Consider the following 20156-nt stretch of genomic DNA (forward strand, 5'->3'; position numbering starts at 1 on the left):
CTATAACCCAGAGTGGGGTAGATACCTGAATGCTGATGCACTAGTTGGAGCTGTAGGTGACTTGTTATCACATAACCTATTTATATATTGTGGTAATAATCCAATAAATTGCGAAGATACATCAGGAAATTGGGGCATTAGAAGCTTTTTAAATAAGGCTTATGCATTAGTCACTGGACTTGTACTAACAAAAGTAGTACAAATTCAACAAACAAATCAAAGATTAGTAAATAACATTAAAAATATAGGGCAAAAAATCGTTAGTAAAGTAGTTAATAGTTTTAGGGGAAATCCTAGACTTTATAGAAAAATGAGTTTGGATGAATCAGGAAAAACACTAAAACAAATGAAACTTCAACCAGCTATCAAAGGAAAGGAACCGACAAAATGGTTATCAGAAAGTCTAGATAAAGTGAGAAACTTCACTAATAAGAGTGCAATATCTACAGAAGAAAGAATTATTGAATTTGAAATGAACCCAAACTATTATAGAAATATACAACAAACTGCTATTCCACAGCAGGGTTCTAGGGGGATGCCGCAAGTTAAATATCACTATGAAGGATTGCCAGAAGGCGGGCAATTAAGAAATTACGGAATAACTCCTCAACAGATAGAATTGTTTAATGAAAGTATTATAAATGTTAGAATAGTAAAATAATAATTATTTAGATAAAGTTAAGTATTTTTAACTTTATCTGAGTATAATATTAAATAATGGAGATTAAATAGAATGGATAAAATTTATACTATAGACACGTTATGTAAAGATAAAAAAATATTTGCTCTTTACAACAAAAAAACTATTAGGATTTATCAAGCATATAACAATAAGATTGCAGATGAGGCACTAAATCTAGGAAAATTTGGTCCTGTCTTTAATATGGAAAGAATGACGTGGATAAAACCATCATTTTTATGGATGATGTATAGGTCAGGGTGGGCAACAAAAGTAAATCAGGAAAGAATTTTGGCAATTGATATTTTAAGAGATGGTTTTGAATACATCCTTTCAAACGCTGTTCTATCAACATATAATGATTGTGTTTATTCATCATATGAGCAGTGGAAGAATAAGTTGCAATTTTCAGAAGTAAGGTGCCAGTGGGATCCTGATAGGGACTTACATGGAAACCGTATGGCAAGGAAGGCAATTCAGCTGGGAATTAAGGGTTCGATGGCAAAGAGATACGTTAATCAATGGATTGTAAAGATAGCTGACATAACTAATGAAGTATATAAGTTGAAAATGGAAATTAATAACATTAACTTTGATAAAAGTTTACTACCAAAAGAAACTGAATATCAGATTAATGATTATGTAAAAAGAATTATAGGTATGTAATAGAATGGAGGTTGTTATTATTTATAATAAAGATAAAATTAGAGAATTATTAATAAATTCAGTACATGGAGCAAAAGAGGTAAATGAGTTTTTTAATATTAATCTTAGTAATGAAGAGCTATTGAAAATATTAATCGAAATAGCCTCTGATGATTATTCAAATGATGCAAGAATGGAAGCTTGTTATTGGATTTCTAATTTTGATATTGAACTACTTAAGATGATAGAAAGTGATTTATTAAAAATTCAAGAAGATGAATTAGATAGTATTGCTTGTCATATTCTTATAGCTCTTGGAAAAATTAAATCTAAAGAAGGATTAAAATATTTAATTGAAGATAGAATTCAATCCAATTTGTACTGGGAGGCTCAAGCTTTGAAATATCATTTAAGAGACATTATAAAATTATAGATGTATAATACAATGTGTTTTGTAGAAATTTTAACTTTTATTTATGATTTTTAGTAAGCAGAAACTTGTTTTTAGTTTTCTGATAAGGGTTCTAACACCATAGCCATCAATCTAAGTAACAGCAAGGATTGGTGGTCTTTTACTTTCAACATACACTGACAGGTCAGTAAGATGTTTTTATGATAAACCTTGGGAGACTAAAGTTATGGGTAATAATATTAGTGTCTTCTTTAAATACAATGATTCAGGTGCGACACGTTCCTAACTGAAAAGGTTAAACACTAAATTTAATATTTAGGAGAACTAATAATCTGAAAAGTCAAATGAGGGAGTAACGTCCCGAAGGGCTTTCTCTAATACTCCGAATAGCGGTTTGTTTAATAAGAGAGGAACCGTTATAAGCTCGGTGAAGGCGGCTGAGATTACACCCTAATGCTATTATTTTAGGAAGTCATAATTACTACAGTTGTGCAACTAATGTATGTAAAGACTTCTCAGAAATCAATTTCTTAACTACAAAAACCCTAGATGTTAGATTAAAGGTAAGCGTCAAAGTTTTAGCACCTTTAATAATTTCAGAAATATCATTAAAATATCCTAGTAAGGCAAAAATATGCTTTACTAGGATTAATTTATTTCCTATCTTTAATTTTCATATTTTCAGGAATCTTATTAGACCAAGGCATAAGGTTCTCTAAGCTTTCGCTATCAGATAGATCTATCTTTAATAGATTATCAAATAAATAAACTAGGTATCTTTCTACAACTAGTTTATTAGCCTTGGCAGTTTCAACAATGCTATAAATATTAGCACTAGAAGTGGCTCCTTTAGCAGTATTGGCAAAAAGGAAGTTCTTACGATTATGTGCTTAAGCACATAATCGTAAGAACTGGCTCTTCAATGGAAGTCCAAAAGGAGCTAGCGCAAGTGCAACAGTCTACAGTATAATTGAGACTTCAAAGGCCAACGGCTTGAACCCGTATATTTACCTTAAGTTTTTGTTTGAACAACTTCCAGGGGTTCAGTTCGAAGCAAATCCAGAATTCTTAGAGGAATTCCTGCCTTGGGATTCATGGGCACAGGATTCCTGTAAAAAGAATAATTAAATCGAAAAGTACTGCCACCTTATCGGATGGCCGTTTCTATTTAGCCCTACACTAGGTAATTTATCGCTTACGAACAATGACAGCTTGGGCAAATATAGGAATAGGCGGAACAGGCTCAAGATTAATAATTGCAAATGAAGGAACAAACAGAAACTTATTTAATGTATATGTAGATGAGAAAAATAAATTGAACCTTGCAGTAATAAACAACAGTAATAACTTTACTAATGTAATAACTGTAGATGAAGAATTAATCCCAGGTCAGTGGTATTTTGTAGCAGTATCTTGGATTTTTAATGGAACTACTTTAAAATGCAGCTTGTATTTGAATAATAAAGTATATAATAAGGAAGTAATAGATTTTAGAGACTTTACAGGAGTAAAGACAGCAGTAGGAAGCAATATAGGTGGAGATTACGCACTAAAAGGACTGATAAAAAAATTCAGCTACTCACCTAGAGAACTAATGGATGCTGAAATACTAAAAATGTATCATGGAAGCAGAGTAAAGTATGAGTATGACAGTATTGGAAGAGTAGTTAGAAAGAAAATAAGAATAGGGCTTAAGGAATTTGAAACACAGTATGGCTATGAGGGTGGCAATAAAATAAGTTCAACAACAAATAGGCTAAGTTCTGTACAAAATGAATTGAATCCAATAAATTACAGTCATGACGATAACGGAAATATAACTAAAATTATTGATAACGGAAAAGTTATAGAATACCGATATAATGAGCTAAATGAATTAGTAAAAGAAATAAATGGAATAACTCAAAAGATTATAGATTACAGCTATGATGCAGGAGGAAATATAGCAGAAAGAATTGAAACACCTTTATCTGGAGGAACATCAGTAACTACAGGAAGCTATCAGTATGATCTTATATGGAAAGATAAACTGACACATTATAATGGAAAGGAAATAACTCATGATAACGCAGGGAATCCTTTAACTTATAATAACTATAGTTATACTTGGGAGGAAGGAAGACAGCTAAAATCCATAGTTGGTAATGGGCAGAATATAAGTTTTAGATATAATGACGCAGGAATTAGAACAGAAAAGAATGTAGATGGAGTTGTTACAAGATATTACCTTATTGGGAATAAGGTGGTCCTTGAGGATAACGGTATTGACAGGATATACTATACTTATGATAGTAATGATGACCTTTTAAGTATGAATTTAAATGGTGAGGAGTATTACTATATAAGGAACGGTCAAGGAGATATTATTGGTTTATTTGATAAGAATGCAAAACAGGTAGTAAGCTATGTTTACGGCACCTGGGGCAGGCTTATTAGTATAAAAAATGAAAGTGGAATAGATATAACTAATGATAAATCTCATGTTGGATATAAGAATTCTTACAGATATCGTGGCTACAGATATGACGGTGAAACTGAATTATATTACTTGAATTCAAGATATTATAACCCAGAGTGGGGCAGATATTTAAATGCAGATGCGTTAGTTGGAATTACTGGATTATTGCTATCCCATAATGTATTTGTATACTCAATGAATAATCCTGTAAATATGGTTGATCCAAATGGATATTTACCAAGGTTGTTGGAGAATGCAATACAAGGTGCTCGTAATTTTGCTGAGAGGACTTATAATTATGTAACAGATGTTGCAGTAGAAGTAAAAGAAACAGTTAAAAATGTAGTGAGTAGTGCAATAAATAATTTTGCATTTTCCTCTTGGAAGCCATTGGGGCATAAAGATTGGGAGTATCGACATGATGAGGCTGATGAATCGACAAGAGAAAGAGAACATGTTCACTTGAGAGGAGAAGGTAGAGAATATCAACAAGATATTAAAGGTGGAAGAAGAAAAAAACAAAACCCTTACGGGTTGCCTGATCCTCCTAAAAAAGTAAGAAAGCTTTTAAAAGAAAAGGGAAATTGGGATTGGGATACAAATGCGTCTAAAAATATTGTAGCAAAAACATTAGTTATAAGTGGAGGTTCTTATTTAATATATCGTTCGATTAGAATGATACCATCACTTGCACCGCCGTTATGGTGGACAATACCAGTCAATGTGATTACTCCGTGAATTACTAGAAAGGAGTGTTGAAATGAAATATTATACAAGTGAACTTTGGAGAAAACTAAATAGTGATTCAGATGAAGAGCGTGAAGATGCTAAAAAACAATGGACAAAAAACTCAAAAGAATATGGTGAAAGATTTGAGAAGCTAAAATATAAGTTACCTAAAAGATTTTTGCAGATATTTATGAAAGAGTATGGATTTCATGATTATTATCTTACAGACTTACAAATAATTCACGAAACCCCTGGATATAGAAATCCAGTTAAGGTTATACTAACAATAACAGATACTGAAAAAAGTTGGAATATAATATATCATGGAATAAAGGACATAGATGTAAAATATACATCAGAACCATATGTACGTCCAGGAAAGACAAAAAAATATTATGATGGATTTGATATTTATGGATATAACGAATTTAATGAAGTAGATGAAGAAACTTTGTCACATGAAATTTTATTTGCATCAGGAGCAACAATTTTAGTTTCTTTTAGAAAAATATCTATAAAAAAGGTAGAATAGTATTTATTATAGTGAATATTTTGAAGTTGGTGAATTAAAAGGATTTGTAGCAAGAAGAAAACTATTTTCAGCTTTCTGCCATGAGGTTTGAATGCATAGCCATCAACCTAAGCAATAGCAAGGGTTGATGGTCTTTTAATTTGTATTTGAATAATAAAGTATATAACAAGGAAATAACAGATTTTACAGGTGTAAAAACAGCAGTAGGAAGCAATATAAGTGGAGATTACACACTAAAGGGACTGATAAAAAAATTCAGCTAATCACCTAGGGAACTAACAGATGCTGAAATACTTAAAATGTATCATGGAAGCAGAGTAAAGTATGAGTATGACAGTATTGGAAAGGTAGTCAGAAAGAAAATAAGAATAGGGTGTAAAGAATTCGAAACACATTATGGTTATGAAGGTGGCAATAAAATAAGTTCAACAACAAATAGACTAAGATCTATACAAAATGAACTAAATCGAGTAGATTATAGTCGTGATGAGAATGGTAATATAACAAGAATTTATGTAGACAGAAAAGAAATTATCTACTACTATAAGTTGTTACAAGATATTACCTCATTGGGAATAAGGTAATTCTTGGGGATAACGGAATTGACAGGGTATACTATACTTATGATAGTAATAATGACCATTTAAGTATGAACTTAAGTGGTCATTATTACTATATAAGGAATGGATAAGGAGATATTATTGGTTTGTTTGATAAGAATGCAAAACAGGTAGTAAGCTATATTTATGACACCTGGGGCAGGCTTATTAGTATAAAAAATGAAAGTGGAATAGATATAACTAATGATAAATCTCATGTTGGGTATAAGAATTCTTACAGATATCGCGGCTACAGATATGATAGTGAAACCCAATTATATTACTTGAACTCAAGATATTATAACCCAGAGTGGTGCAGATATTTAAATGCAGATGCATTAGTTGGAGTTACTGGATTATTGCTATCCCATAATGTGTTTGCATACTCAATGAATAATCCTGTAAATATGGTTGACCCAAATGGGTATTTGCCAAGATTATTGGAAAATGCGATTCAAGGTGCTCGTGATTTTGCTAAAGAGGTTTATGATTATGCAACAAATGTTGTGGCAGAAGTAAAGGCATATGCTGGAAAAGTTGTGGCAGAAGCTAAAGTTGTAGGGAAAAAAATCATATCAGATATATCTAATAAGTTATCATCTTCACCTGCTCACAAAAATACTGCTTCAGGAGCAATTGATAAGTCTGCAGAATATGGAGCTAATAGGCTTGTAAAAAAATCTATTAGTGGCTGGAAGTCTTATGGAACAATGGGATTAAGTAGTTCAATAAGAAAACCAACTACATTAGGTGGTAGTATTATAAGCCATTCAGCTCAATATACAGGAACAGCAATATTTGCTGGGACGGATATAATTGGAGATATGTATAGGAAAGAGTATTTTAGTTTAGGTGTTGACGCAGGAGGTGTTTTCTTAGGTTTACGTTTAGGATCAGCAGTAGGGACAGCAATAGAAGGTGGATTAATAGCTATGGGCATGTCTGCTAGTGCGACTGTAATTCCTGTTTTTATTGGAAGTGTTGTAGTTGGGGTTGCTATAGATAAATTTGGAAGTATTATAAAGGATCATCACTATGGAGGAAAATAATCTTGAAAAATAAAATGAAGTCAATAGGTGCAAGTGGAGCACTATTTGGTATAATATTGAGTAGATGGATTACTAATCATTATGGCAAAAATGGAAACTTGGTTGTTGGAGTGTGTGCATTTATAATTTTAGTATTGTATTTTATTATTGTGGCTTACAAAACGAAAAAATATTTAGGTATGACTATAGTATTAATTATGTTGTCGCCATTAATAGTTATGCTTTTAGGCGTGTATTTAGAGAATTCTTATGTGATTTTAGGAGGGATAATTCTATTATTTGTTTCATGTAATCTAATGATAAAGAAAATAGTCCCTTGGTTACAGAGTAGAAAAAAATAGAACAATAGCAAGCAGAAAGCTGTTTCTAGTTTTTCTCGTGAAATCTGATTCCATAACAAGCAGAAAACTGTTTCCAGTTTTCTGCCATGGGGTCTGATCTCATAGCCATTAACCTAAGCAACAGCAAGGGTTGGTGGTCTTTTAGTTTGTATTTGAATAACAAAGTAATAACAAGGAAGTAACAGATTTGATAGCGTAAAATTTTTGCGGGCAAACATAGTTTTAATTACTGCTTATTCTTTGCAAATATTGATATTGCTTAGTTTTATGACATAATTTTTTATAAAATATTATGCTGCCCACTTTAACTTAACACTAACGAAAGAGTAATTGAAGTTGATATTAGAGTTAATTCTTGTAGAACTAATATTAAGTTATAATTATATTATATAGTGTTATAATAGTTAACAGGTTCTAACTATATTAGCTTTATATAAAAGATTTGAAAGCGAATTGGAAAGGTAAATAGAAATTAGTATAAGTCAGTATAATATTAAAAAATTTGCAAATACTATTTATGTATCTTTTTTACTCATATTATAATATTTAAGAACTAGTATATTAACTATGCTAGTTCTTTTCCTTTTTGAACTAATTAAAACTATTCTTATATAAGGCTGGTCACCTCTATATACATTTTTATTCATTATATCATATTTCAATTTCACTGAAACTTAAGGGTGTTCTAAAATTCTTCAATGAATAATATAAATACTACAAAGATATATCCTTCAAGATATGTCAGTAACAATTGTTCCTTTCTTTTGTAATCACTTTTAATGGAGGTTGAGAAATGAATTTTAAAGAGTTAATAGAGAAGGATAGAGAAAAAAGACAAAAAGATGATTTCCAAGGAACCTTTTTAGATTATTTGGAAATAGTAAAGGAAAATCCTGAAATATCACAGCTTGCACATAAAAGGATGTATAATATACTAACAGAACCTGGTATGGAAATATTAAAGCCGGAAGAAAATCTAAGAGTAAGAAAAATATATGGAAATGAAACTATTAAGAGTTACAACTTTTTTAAAAATGATTTCTTTGGAATAGAAAAAACCTTAATGAAGTTAGTCAGCTATTTCTATTCAGCAGCTATGCAGGGAGAAGAATCTAGACAGGTACTTTATCTTGTAGGTCCTGTAGGTTCTGGAAAATCATCCATAGTTGAGTCTCTTAAAAAAGCCCTTGAAGCAGCAGAACCAGTTTACGCATTAAAAGGCTGCCCTATGAGAGAAGAACCACTTCACTTAGTTCCAAAACACCTCAGAAAACAATTCGAAGAAACCCTAGGAATAAAAATAGAAGGAGATTTATGTCCAGTATGCAGACATAGATTGAAGGAAGAGTTTAAAGGAGAATATGAAAAGTTCCCAGTAGTTAAGACCGGTTTTTCTATAAGGTCAAGAAAGGGAATAGGTGTAGTTCCTCCAGTTGATCCAAATAATCAGGATACTTCAGTTCTTATCGGTTCTGTAGACATATCTAAGATGGACTTGTATCCAGAGGACGACCCACGTATCTTTTCATTGAATGGTGCTTTTGATGTGGGAAATAGAGGAATGGTTGAGTTTATAGAAGTATTTAAAAATGATGTGGAATATCTTCATACTATTATAACTGCAACTCAGGAAAAATCTATACCATCACCAGGAAAAGGCTCTATGATATACTTCGATGGAGTCATAGTGGCACATTCTAACGAGGCGGAGTGGAATAAGTTTAAGTCAGATCATACTAACGAAGCAATACTAGATAGAATTGTAAAAGTTGAAGTTCCATACTGTATGGAATTGAATGAAGAGAAAAAGATATATGAAAAAATCCTAAATAAGAGCAACTTTAAAGCTCATATAGCCCCTCATACCATTGAAGTAGCTTCCATGTTTGCTATACTAACTAGATTAATGCCATCAAACAAAGTAGACCTTTTAACTAAGCTTAAGATTTATAATGGAGAGGAAATAGTTGAAAAGGGAACTACAAAGAGAGTAGACCTTACAGAGCTTAAAGAAGAAGCAGGACTTAGAGAAGGTATGGATGGTATTTCCACAAGGTTTATAATTAAGGCTATAGATAATGCTCTTTCTGATTCAGAGCATAATTGTATTAATCCTCTTAGTGTAATGGAAAGTATTATGAAGTCAGTAAAAGATTTAGATACTGCTGATGATATAAGAAAGAAATATCTTGGACTTATTCAAGATACAATTAGAAAAGAATACAACAAGGTTCTTGAAAAGGAAATAACAAAGGCATTTATACAAAGCTTTAAAGAACAGGCAGATGATTTATTTAATAATTATCTAGATCATGCAGAGGCTTATGTAAATAAATCAAAAATTAAAGATAGATCTACTGGTGAACAATTAGATCCAGATGAAAAATTCATGCGTTCTATTGAGGAACAAATAGGAATATCAGAAGGGTCTGCTAAAGGCTTTAGATCAGATGTAACTTCCTATATGTTCTATTTGATTAGAAAGGGTGGAAAGATAGATTATAGCTCTTATGAGCCTTTAAAAGAAGCTATAGAAAAGAAAATAACTTCTTCTGTAAGAGAAATGTCTCGTATAGTAACTAAGTCTAAGGTTAGAGATAAGGAGCAGAGTAAAAAATATAGCTCAATGGTAGAAGAAATGAAGAAGAATGGATATTGTGACCATTGTTGTGATGTAATCTTGAAATATGCTGCTAATAACCTATGGAAGGATTGATGGTATGGCAGTATTCAGGGAGTTTAATCCAATAGGACATGATAGAGTGGCAGAAGACAGAAGAAGGCATAAGGAATTAGTAGAGGATTCTATAAAGAAAAATTTAGTGGATATTTTATCAGAAGAAAGTATAATAGGCCAGACCAAAAATAAAAAGATAAAAATTCCAATAAGAGGTCTTAAGGAGTATCAATTTGTCTATGGAAAAAACGTTCCTGGTGTTGGAAGTGGGGACGGAACAGAAAAAAGAGGAGATGTCATAGGCAAGGAGAAGGATGCTAAGGGACAAGGAAATAAGGGAGCAGGTAATGAAGAGGGAGAAGACATTTATGAAACAGAGATAACTGTTGAAGACATTATGGAATATATATTTCAGGACTTGAATTTGCCTAACCTCACTAAAAAGAAATTTTCTGAGATAGTCTGGGAAGGCTCTAAGAAAAAATGTGGTTATCAAAAAAAAGGTATACCTCCTAGGCTTGCAAAGAAAAAAACTGTGGTGGAAAAGCTTAAAAGAAAGCAGGGTATGAAGAGGGCCCTTAGGGAAGGGCTTAATGATACTGGGATAAACGAGGAATTACTAGATCAATACTCACTAGACGGTGATGCACTTGTAGGAAGATTTCCTTTTAAAGATGATGACTTAAGGTATTACAGAGTTAAGCCAACAAAAAAGAGGGAGTATAATGCAGTAATTATGTGTATTATGGATACCTCTGCTTCTATGGACCAAAACAAAAAGTATTTAGCTAGATCTTTCTTTTTTATGCTATACCAATTTGTTAGAATGAAGTACTCTAGTGTAGAGGTTGTTTTCATAGCGCACTCTACCACTGCTAAGGTAGTTAATGAGCAGGAGTTTTTTCATAAGGTAGAATCCGGAGGAACCTATATATCCAGTGGATATGATAAGGCATTGGAGATTATAAATGAAAAGTATAATCCGGCAATATGGAATATATATTCTTTCCATGTAAGCGATGGGGATAACTGGAGTGAAGACAATGACAGAGCGGTAAAATCAGCGAATAAGCTTTGTGATGTCTGTAATTTATTTGGTTACGCAGAGATTATGGCTTATGGTTATACCAGTGCAATTAAGAAGAGATATGCCGCTGAAGTGAAGAGAGATAACTTTGTATCTGTGGCAATGAAAAAGAAGGAAGATATGTGGGATGCACTTAGGGATATGCTAACAGTAGACATAAAAAATGAGCTTGAATAGCTGAGGGGGTGAAGCTTTGGAGTACACTATAGCAGATTTAGAATATTGGAATGATATTATAGAGGAAAAGGCAAAAGAGGTAGGACTTGACTACTATCCACAAGATTTTGAAATTATAAATTATAATGATATGCTTGCCTACGAGGTTTATGTAGGTATGCCTTCAATGTACCCTCATTGGAGTTTCGGAAAGTCTTATGAAAAGTTGAGAACTCTCTATAATTATAACCTTACAGGATTACCTTACGAAATGGTAATAAATTCGGACCCTTGTATTGCCTATCTTATGAAGGATAATACGTTGCTGCTTCAAATACTAACCATTGCCCATGTTTATGGACACAATGATTTTTTCAAAAACAACAGATTGTTTAGGCAGGCTACAGATGCTAAGTATACTGTAGAGATGTTTAAGAATCATGCAGATATGATTAGATCCTATATAAACGATCCCAGCATAGGTTATGTAGAAGTAGAGAAAATGCTAAATGCAGCCCACGCATTAAAATTCCAAACCAACAGAACTATTGGCGCGTTATATTTAGATGATGATAAAATAAGAAAGAAAAAGATGGAAGACTATAGAAATATAGAGTATTTCGAAAGTCCAATAGTTCCTAGGATAAAACCAAAAGCACCAGATGTAGAAAAAGTTCCGCAGGAGCCAGTAGAAGATATATTAGGTTTTATTTCTAAGTACGGAGATCTCTTCGAATGGCAGAAGAATGTCATAGAAATAGTAAGAGATGAGACAAAATATTTTATTCCTCAAATAGAAACCAAAGTTATGAATGAAGGATGGGCTAGTTATTGGCATTACAACATTTTGAAGAGTCTGGATTTACCACAAAAGCTTTATATAGAATTTATGAAAAGACATAATGATGTAGTTGTTCCACTGCAGGGAAGTATAAATCCATACTTCTTAGGTTTTGAAATTTATAAAGACTTGGTAGAAAGGTATGGATTAGAAAAAATATTTGAAGTGAGATATTTAGAAAGAGATCAATCTTTCTTAAGGAGATATGTTACAAAGGAACTATGTGAAAAGCTTAATTTATTCCAGTATGCAAAGAAAGATAAGAATTATGTCATTGAGGAGATATCTGATGAAGAAGGATGGAAAGAAATTAGAAATAGCTTAAGCAGTACCTGTGGCATGGGATCAATACCTTATATAAGGGTAGTAGATATGTCGAAGCTTGATAAAACATTGACTTTAGAACATGTTTTTGATGGCAGAGAACTTCAGCTTCAGTATGCAGTAGAGACTATCAAGCATATTGTGGATTTATGGAAACACAGAGTAGTTCTTTATACTAATTTAGATAAAAAGATTACTAAAATTATATGTGATGAAAACAAGAAGATAACTTACGAATAGAAAATATAAGGCGATGCAATTTAGGGATATTACTCTAAATTACGTCGCCTTAAAGTGTTATAAATATGCAATTTTTACAAAAAAATTATTGTTGATTTTAACAAAGGTTAAGGTATATTGTTGTTTTATAGCGGCTTAAATTTTTAAGCTATAGGCAGGTATATTGGTTAATAAACTTAAGAAATTTAAGAAATTTAATGAATATATTAAGTTTATTAAATTGAGCAGAAATTATGTGAAAATTGATTATATTTGAAGTATTTGTGTCATAAAGAAAGTATTCTGAAAAGGAAAACGATTGTGAAAAATTTATGAAAGTAGTATAATAAATTTATTAATTCTAAATCTTTTAAAAATTGCAACGAGACATAGAAGAAAGAGGTGAAAAAATAATACACTGGGATGAAACTTGATAAAACATTCAAGCGAAATTACGGAGAAATTTCAGAGATTTAAACTAAAGGGGGATAAAAAATGAGTGAAAAAGAAACAGCTTTAAATGAAGAACTTCATCGTGGCCTTGAAGAAAGACATGTTAAAATGATGGCAATAGGAGGAGCTATTGGAGTTGGCCTATTCTTGGGATCAGCAACAGCTATTCAAGCAGCAGGTCCAGCTATATTGTGTACCTATGCCGTTGCAGGAATAATAATATTTTTTATTATGCGTTCTCTTGGTGAGATGGCTGTTGAACACCCTGTTGCAGGTTCTTTCAGTGCATATGCAAACGATTATGTAAGTCCTCTTGCAGGATATTTAACAGGTTGGACATACTGGATAATGTGGGTTGTAACTTGTATGGCAGAAGTTACAGCAGCAGGTATTTACATTAACTTCTGGTTTTCAAGCGTACCGCAGTGGGTAACAGCATTGGTTGCCGTTTGCATACTTACTATTGTAAACTTAACTGCAGCATCAGCCTTCGGAGAAATCGAATTCTGGTTTGCACTTATAAAAGTTGTTACTATAATTGCCATGATAGCAATCGGGTTAGCTATGATACTGTTTGGTTTAGGAAATAATGGAGTAGCAACTGGTATTTCAAACTTGACCGCTCACGGTGGTTTCTTCCCTAAAGGAATCATGGGACCTATATCAACATTGACTATGGTTGCCTTTGCTTTCGTAGGAGTTGAACTTATCGGTGTTACTGCTGGAGAAGCAAAAAATCCTGATAAAGTAATACCAAAAGCTATAAATAGCGTTTTCATGAGAGTAATGATATTCTACATCGGTGCATTGTTCGTTATCATGTCACTTTATGCTTGGGACAGCATAGGAACAACAGGAAGTCCTTTCGTTCTTACATTCTCAAAACTTGGTATAGCTGCAGCAGCTGGTATCATAAACTTCGTTGTACTGACAGCAGCATTGTCATCCTGTAATAGTGGTATATTCACAACTGGACGTATGGTTTACAATCTTTCACTTCAAGGACAAGCTCCTAAGGTTTTCGGAAAACTTAATAAAAATAATGTTCCTAAGAATGGAATCCTTACTTCAGTAGGATTTATGTTAATCGGGGTTATAATAAACTATGTAGCTCCTGGTAAAGCATTTACCTATGTTACAAGCGTAGGAACATTTGCTGGATTATTCGCTTGGTTCATGATTGTTTACACTCAGATTAAATTCAGAAAGAGTCTTACACCTGAACAGGTTAGCAAGCTGAAGTTTAAAACAGTACTTTATCCAGCTTCAGGCATAATCACTATGATATTCCTAGTTGGCGTATTTGTTTCCATGCTTGTAGGTGCAGATACAAGAATTCCAGCAGTAGTTGGAGTTGTATGGTTACTGATTTTAATTATTGCTTGGTATGCAACTGGATTAAGTAAAAAAGAAGCTACTAAACAGCTAGTTAGTTAAGTTGTATGGATAATAGAAACTGGATTAAATAAAAGATAAGGGGCTGTTTCAAGACTAAGTTTAGTCTTGAAACAGTCATTTTATTTTTTTTATTACATTTAATTGTAAAATATGATATAATGACGCTTTAATCTACCTGATGACTACAGAATGTTGTCATGGAACAAAGTAAGATACTACGAACTGAGGTGGCTATATGTTGAAAATTATGAATAGTGTAAAACAGCATTGGTTAGATTTTGTAAAGGATAACCAACTTAATAATGAATTAAGTCTTATAATAAAGGACTCTTGGACAAGATCTAAAAATTATGGAGTTAACTATCTAGAAACAGAAATAAGAAAGGCCTCAAAAGAAGAGTTAAGTTTTAAACTTAAAGAAAATGAAGAACTTATTCTAATAGCCCATCCAATAATGGAAAATCTCTATAATATAGTATCAGGTTCCGGATTTGTAATAATACTTACTGATAGGGAAGGCTGCATTATCGATATGGTAGGGGATCAAGAGATGATGAAGATTGAAGAGTTAAATTTTCATCTAGGCGCTTTTTGGACAGAGGAATCCATAGGTACAAATGCTATAGGGACTTCGATTTATTTAGATAAGCCTCTCCAGGTTATTGGAGCGGAACATTACTATGTAAAAAATCACTGTCTCACTTGCTCTGCAGCTACTATTCATAATGAAGATGGAGAGATAGTGGGATGCTTAAATATGTCTGGAAATTACTCTAAAGCCAACTCTCATACAACAGGAATAGTAGTTTCTGGAGCCTATTCAATAGAAAAGCAATTTGCTTTAATTAAATCTAATAAGCTTTTAAATGTAATTTTTGCGTCAATGTCTGAAGGAATGATTTTATTAGATGAAGATTTAAATATTAGAAGGATTAATAGAATGGCTTCTAAGATGTTAGACATTTCGGAAGAAAAACTTATAAATATAAATATTAGGGAGTTTCTCAAAGATATAGAAACTATTAAGAAAAAATTAAAGGTTGAAAAAGGTTACCACAGCTCTAATTCTAGCTTCTTTATCAAAAATAAAAGAATAAGATGCAGTTTAAATGCTTTTCCTGTTATGATAAATGACAGGTTACATGGAACAGTTATAACCTTTAAGGACGAAGATTTTATTCATAAGGTAGTAAATACTATGGCAGGATTTAATGCAACCTATAAGTTTGAAAATATAATAACTGAAAATGAAAAAATGAAGCAGACTATTCAATTTGCAAAAAAAGCGGCATTAACCAGCTGTAATGTTCTGATTGAAGGACCAAGCGGTACTGGTAAGGAACTTTTTGCACAGGCTATACACAATTACAGCAATAGAGGTGGTGGACCTTTTGTAGCGTTAAACTGTGCATCACTTCCAAAGGAGCTTATTGAAAGTGAGCTTTTTGGATATGAAAAAGGGGCATTTACTGGTGCATCAAAAGATGGACATCCAGGGAAATTTGAGCTTGCAAATGGTGGAACTATATTCTTAGATGAAATCGGGGAGTTACCACTGGATATGCAATCTAAACTTTTAAGAGTGCTGGACAACAATAAAATAACCAGAGTTGGTGGAACTTACGAAAAAGTATTGAACGTTAGAGTTATTGCTGCTACAAATAGAAACCTCCTCGATGAAATAAACAATAAAAATTTTAGGGAAGATTTATACTATAGACTAAATGTAATGAGTGTAAAAACTATACCTTTAAAGGAGAGAATTGAAGATATAGAGGCTTTGGCCTGTTATTTTGTAAATAAATTGAACAGTGAGAACCCAAGCCTATTCAAAGTTTTGGAAAATAGTTATTTAGACATAATTAAAAGCTATAATTGGCCGGGGAATGTAAGAGAACTAAGGAATATAGTAGAGCGTTCTTACTATCTTTGTGAAGGTAATAGTATAACAGAGGAATACCTTCATGATTATATAGTAAATAAAAAGGAAAATAAACTAGAAGATAATAATAATGATAAAATGTTAACTATAGAGGAACTTGAAAGGGAGAGCATAGAAAAGGCAATTAAACAGAATGGAGGAGACCTTCTAAGAGCTGCACAAGTACTTAGCATTAGTAGGGCTACAATATATAGGAAGGTAAAAAAATACGGTATTAAAGTTTAAATGGAATATTATGTATCTCAATTTGTTAATAAAATAACTAAAAATCTCAAAATGAGATTAACATTAATCTCATTTTGAGATTTTGTTAAATGAATAACATTTAAAATAGCGGCTCTAAATTTTGGCATGAATTTTGCTATATAATATGGTGAGTAATAAATTGATTTGATATTAGGGGGAATAAATATGGCAAGATTTACATTACCAAGAGATATTTACTTTGGAGAAAACACTTTAGAAGTATTAAAAGAATTAAAGGGTAAAAGAGCTGTAGTAGTCGTTGGCGGAGGTTCAATGAAGAAGTTTGGCTTCCTTGATAAGGTAGAAAGCTATTTAAAAGAAGCGGGAATGGAAGTTAAATTAATAGAGGGAGTAGAACCAGATCCATCTGTAGAAACTGTTATGAATGGCGCAAAGCTTATGAGAGAGTTTGAACCAGATTGGATAGTATCAATAGGCGGAGGTTCACCAATAGATGCAGCTAAGGCAATGTGGATATTCTATGAATACCCAGAGTTCACTTTTGAACAGGCTGTAGTTCCTTTTGGATTACCAGAATTAAGACAAAAGGCTAGATTCGCAGCTATCCCTTCAACAAGCGGTACTGCTACAGAAGTTACAGCTTTCTCAGTAATCACTGACTATAAAGCTAAGATAAAATATCCTTTAGCTGATTTTAACTTAACTCCAGATGTAGCTATAATAGATCCAGCTTTAGCTCAAACAATGCCAGCGAAATTAACAGCTCATACTGGAATGGATGCTTTGACTCATGCAATAGAAGCTTATGTAGCAAGTGCAAGATCTCACTTCTCAGACCCACTTGCAATGCAAGCAATAGTAATGGTTAAAGAGAATTTATTAAAATCCTATGAAAGTGATAAGAATTCTAGAAATGAAATGCATATAGCTCAATGTTTAGCAGGAATGGCTTTCTCAAATGCGTTACTTGGAATTACTCACAGCATGGCACATAAGACTGGGGCAGTGTTCCACATACCACACGGATGTGCTAATGCAATATTTCTTCCATATGTAATCCAGTTTAATAGCAAAGCTTGCGGAGATAGATATGCTGCAATAGCTAAAACTTTAGGGTTAGCTGGTACTACTGAAGAAGAATTAGTAGATGCATTAATAGATATGATACAAGATATGAATAAGAAGATGGATATTCCTCTAACATTAAAGGAATACGGTGTAACTGAAGAAGACTTTAAAGCAAATATAGATTTCATCGCAGAAAACGCAATAGAAGATGCATGTACAGGATCAAACCCAAGAACAATAACTGCTGAAGAAATGAAGAAGGTATTTGAATGTTCCTTTACAGGTGAAAAGGTTACATTCTAAACTTTCAACATAACATAAAAATTTACTTTCTCATCTCAGGATAATAAAATCTCGAAGGTGATTCAGTTTTATGAATCATCTTTGAGTTTTAATTTTTAAACAATATTATTTAAATATACTTTTATTATTGTAGAAGTTTTGGTATTATTGTAAATAATGGTATAATATTTAAATGCATTTATATACACTAGAAATTAGTATTATATCTTTCAGCTGTAAAAGACCTAAGGATTAATACTAGACTTTGATAGAAAAATAAATTTATAGGGGGATTGAAATGTATAAGATCGTTGAGAAAAGAGAAGTGGCTCCAAACATTTATCTTATGGATGTAGAGGCGCCAAGAGTTGCTAAAGCAGCAAAACCAGGACAATTCATCATAGTAAAGTTGGACGACAAAGGGGAAAGAGTTCCTCTTACAATTTGCGATTATGATGATAAGAAAGGTACAGTTACTATAGTATTCCAAACAGTAGGTAGTTCGACAAATAAAATGGCTAAGCTAGATGAAGGTGATTATTTTGCAGATTTTGCGGGACCACTTGGACAACCTTCCGAATTTATTCACGAAGATTTAGGGGAATTAAAGAAGAAAAAGATAATCTTTGTTGCAGGTGGAGTTGGTGCTGCTCCAGTATATCCACAGGTTAAGTGGCTTAGAGAAAAATCAGTAGATGTAGAAGTTATTGTAGGCGGAAAGACAAAGGACTATCTACTTCTTATTGATGAAATGGAAAAGTTAGGTGCTAAGATTCATATTAGTACTGACGATGGTTCTGCTGGATACAAGGGGCTTGTAACTGGTCTTCTAAAAGAACTTATAGATGCTGGAAACAATTATGACGAAGTAATTGCAATAGGACCTATGATAATGATGAAATTTGTAGCTAAGCTTACAAAAGAATATAATCTTAAAACAATAGTTAGCTTAAATACGCTAATGGTAGATGGCACAGGTATGTGCGGAGCTTGTAGAGTTACAGTAGGAGACAAAACTAAATTTACCTGTGTTGATGGTCCTGAATTTGACGGACATCTAGTGAATTTTGAGGAAGCAATGAGAAGACAATCTCTTTATAAGAGCGAGGAAGGAAGAAAGCTTGTTGCAGAAGAAAAGAAAGAAGGACATAGTTGTAATTGTATGGGAGGAAATAAATAATGGATAGAATGAAGAGAATACCAATACAAGAACAAGATGCAAAGGTAAGAGCAACTAACTTTGAAGAGGTTTGTTTAGGATATACAAAGGAAGAAGCATTACAAGAAGCTTCAAGATGCTTAAATTGTAAAAATCCTAAATGTGTAGGTGACTGTCCTGTATCCATACACATACCAGAATTTATACAGCAGGTTAAAGAAGGAAACTTTGAAGAGGCTGCTAAGATTATAGCTAAATCTAGTGCACTTCCAGCAGTATGTGGAAGAGTATGTCCGCAAGAAAGCCAATGCGAAGGTGTATGTGTACTTGGAATAAAAGGTGAAGCAGTAGCTATAGGTAAGCTTGAAAGATTTGTAGCTGACTGGTCAAGAGAGAATAATGTGGATTTATCAGAAAGAAAGCCAAGCAATGGAAAGAAAGTTGCCGTTATAGGAAGTGGTCCTGCGGGGTTAACTTGTGCAGGAGACTTAGCTAAGCTTGGTTATGATGTAACTATATTCGAAGCATTACATGAAGCAGGCGGAGTTTTAGTTTATGGAATACCAGAGTTTAGACTTCCAAAGGATAAAGTAGTTAAACATGAAGTTGAAAATGTTAAAAAGCTTGGCGTTAAAATAGAAACTAACGTAATAATAGGAAGAACCGTTACAATAGATCAGTTAATGGAAGAAGAGAATTTTGACGCTATATTTATAGGGTCGGGAGCTGGACTTCCTAAGTTTATGGGAATACCAGGAGAAAACTTAAATGGAGTATTCTCAGCTAATGAGTTCTTAACAAGAAATAACCTAATGAAAGCCTTTAAGGAGGATTTCGATACACCTATAAAGGTTGGCACAAAGGTAGCAGTAGTTGGAGGCGGAAACGTTGCTATGGAT

General features: G+C 32.8%; 17 protein-coding genes and 1 pseudogene. 17 read left to right on the forward strand and 1 reads right to left on the reverse strand.

Annotation, left to right across the window (positions count from 1 at the left end; translation table 11 throughout):
- The 3 genes from P8V03_RS18040 to P8V03_RS18050 form a co-directional block, all read left to right on the forward strand.
- Positions 1–661 (forward strand): RHS repeat-associated core domain-containing protein (locus tag P8V03_RS18040; protein ID WP_487286254.1); only part of this gene is annotated, 661 nt, incomplete at its 5' end.
- A 72-nt stretch (positions 662–733) separates the two neighbouring features.
- Entirely contained in the window at positions 734–1345 is a 612-nt protein-coding gene (locus tag P8V03_RS18045; protein WP_261671692.1) for a DUF4291 domain-containing protein, read from the forward strand.
- Positions 1346–1349: 4 nt separating this feature from the next.
- Entirely contained in the window at positions 1350–1757 is a 408-nt protein-coding gene (locus tag P8V03_RS18050; RefSeq protein ID WP_261671691.1) for a hypothetical protein, read from the forward strand.
- A 632-nt stretch (positions 1758–2389) separates the two neighbouring features.
- Here the strand turns inward: P8V03_RS18050 and P8V03_RS19230 are convergent.
- The gene (locus tag P8V03_RS19230) at positions 2390–2563 is read right to left on the reverse strand and encodes a transposase domain-containing protein (protein WP_428978989.1); all 174 of its coding nucleotides are present in this window, start codon (positions 2561–2563) and stop codon (positions 2390–2392) included.
- 76 nt (positions 2564–2639) lie between these two features.
- Here P8V03_RS19230 and P8V03_RS18055 point away from each other — a divergent pair.
- The 14 genes and pseudogenes from P8V03_RS18055 to P8V03_RS18120 all read left to right on the forward strand — a co-directional run.
- Positions 2640–2864: pseudogene (locus P8V03_RS18055) on the forward strand (transposase domain-containing protein); the annotation flags it as partial.
- Between the two features lie 76 nt (positions 2865–2940).
- Positions 2941–4932, forward strand: coding sequence for an RHS repeat-associated core domain-containing protein (locus tag P8V03_RS18060; protein WP_318799238.1), 1992 nt, complete (start codon positions 2941–2943; stop codon positions 4930–4932).
- Positions 4933–4954: 22 nt separating this feature from the next.
- On the forward strand, positions 4955–5455 hold the full coding sequence (locus tag P8V03_RS18065) for a hypothetical protein (RefSeq protein ID WP_261671689.1): 501 nt from the start codon (positions 4955–4957) through the stop codon (positions 5453–5455).
- A gap of 299 nt (positions 5456–5754) precedes the next feature.
- Positions 5755–6039 (forward strand): hypothetical protein, encoded by a 285-nt coding sequence (locus P8V03_RS18070; protein ID WP_261671688.1) that lies wholly within the window; start codon positions 5755–5757, stop codon positions 6037–6039.
- Positions 6040–6161: 122 nt separating this feature from the next.
- On the forward strand, positions 6162–7103 hold the full coding sequence (locus tag P8V03_RS18075) for an RHS repeat-associated core domain-containing protein (protein WP_261671687.1): 942 nt from the start codon (positions 6162–6164) through the stop codon (positions 7101–7103).
- A 2-nt stretch (positions 7104–7105) separates the two neighbouring features.
- Positions 7106–7444, forward strand: coding sequence for a hypothetical protein (locus P8V03_RS18080; RefSeq protein ID WP_261671686.1), 339 nt, complete (start codon positions 7106–7108; stop codon positions 7442–7444).
- Positions 7445–8237: 793 nt separating this feature from the next.
- A complete protein-coding gene (locus P8V03_RS18085) occupies positions 8238–10160 on the forward strand; it encodes a PrkA family serine protein kinase (protein WP_261671685.1) in 1923 nt (640 codons plus the stop codon).
- Positions 10161–10164: 4 nt separating this feature from the next.
- A complete protein-coding gene (gene yhbH / locus P8V03_RS18090) occupies positions 10165–11385 on the forward strand; it encodes a sporulation protein YhbH (RefSeq protein ID WP_261671684.1) in 1221 nt (406 codons plus the stop codon).
- A gap of 16 nt (positions 11386–11401) precedes the next feature.
- Positions 11402–12769 carry a SpoVR family protein gene (locus P8V03_RS18095; RefSeq protein ID WP_261671683.1) on the forward strand — a complete coding sequence of 456 codons (1368 nt, stop codon included), beginning with the start codon at positions 11402–11404 and terminating at the stop codon, positions 12767–12769.
- A 474-nt stretch (positions 12770–13243) separates the two neighbouring features.
- A complete protein-coding gene (locus P8V03_RS18100; protein ID WP_261671682.1) occupies positions 13244–14638 on the forward strand; it encodes an amino acid permease in 1395 nt (464 codons plus the stop codon).
- A gap of 196 nt (positions 14639–14834) precedes the next feature.
- Positions 14835–16766: a sigma-54-dependent Fis family transcriptional regulator gene (locus P8V03_RS18105; protein ID WP_261671681.1), complete on the forward strand. Its 1932-nt coding sequence runs from the start codon at positions 14835–14837 to the stop codon at positions 16764–16766.
- Between the two features lie 186 nt (positions 16767–16952).
- Positions 16953–18119: an iron-containing alcohol dehydrogenase gene (locus P8V03_RS18110; RefSeq protein WP_261671680.1), complete on the forward strand. Its 1167-nt coding sequence runs from the start codon at positions 16953–16955 to the stop codon at positions 18117–18119.
- 277 nt (positions 18120–18396) lie between these two features.
- Positions 18397–19278: a sulfide/dihydroorotate dehydrogenase-like FAD/NAD-binding protein gene (locus P8V03_RS18115; RefSeq protein WP_261671679.1), complete on the forward strand. Its 882-nt coding sequence runs from the start codon at positions 18397–18399 to the stop codon at positions 19276–19278.
- A partial coding sequence (locus tag P8V03_RS18120; protein WP_318799240.1) for an FAD-dependent oxidoreductase occupies positions 19278–20156 on the forward strand: 879 nt, incomplete at its 3' end. The genes P8V03_RS18115 and P8V03_RS18120, both read left to right, overlap by 1 nt.

Origin of the sequence: Clostridium tanneri, assembly GCF_033659955.1 — a bacterium.
GTDB lineage: Bacteria > Bacillota > Clostridia > Clostridiales > Clostridiaceae > Clostridium_AM > Clostridium_AM tanneri.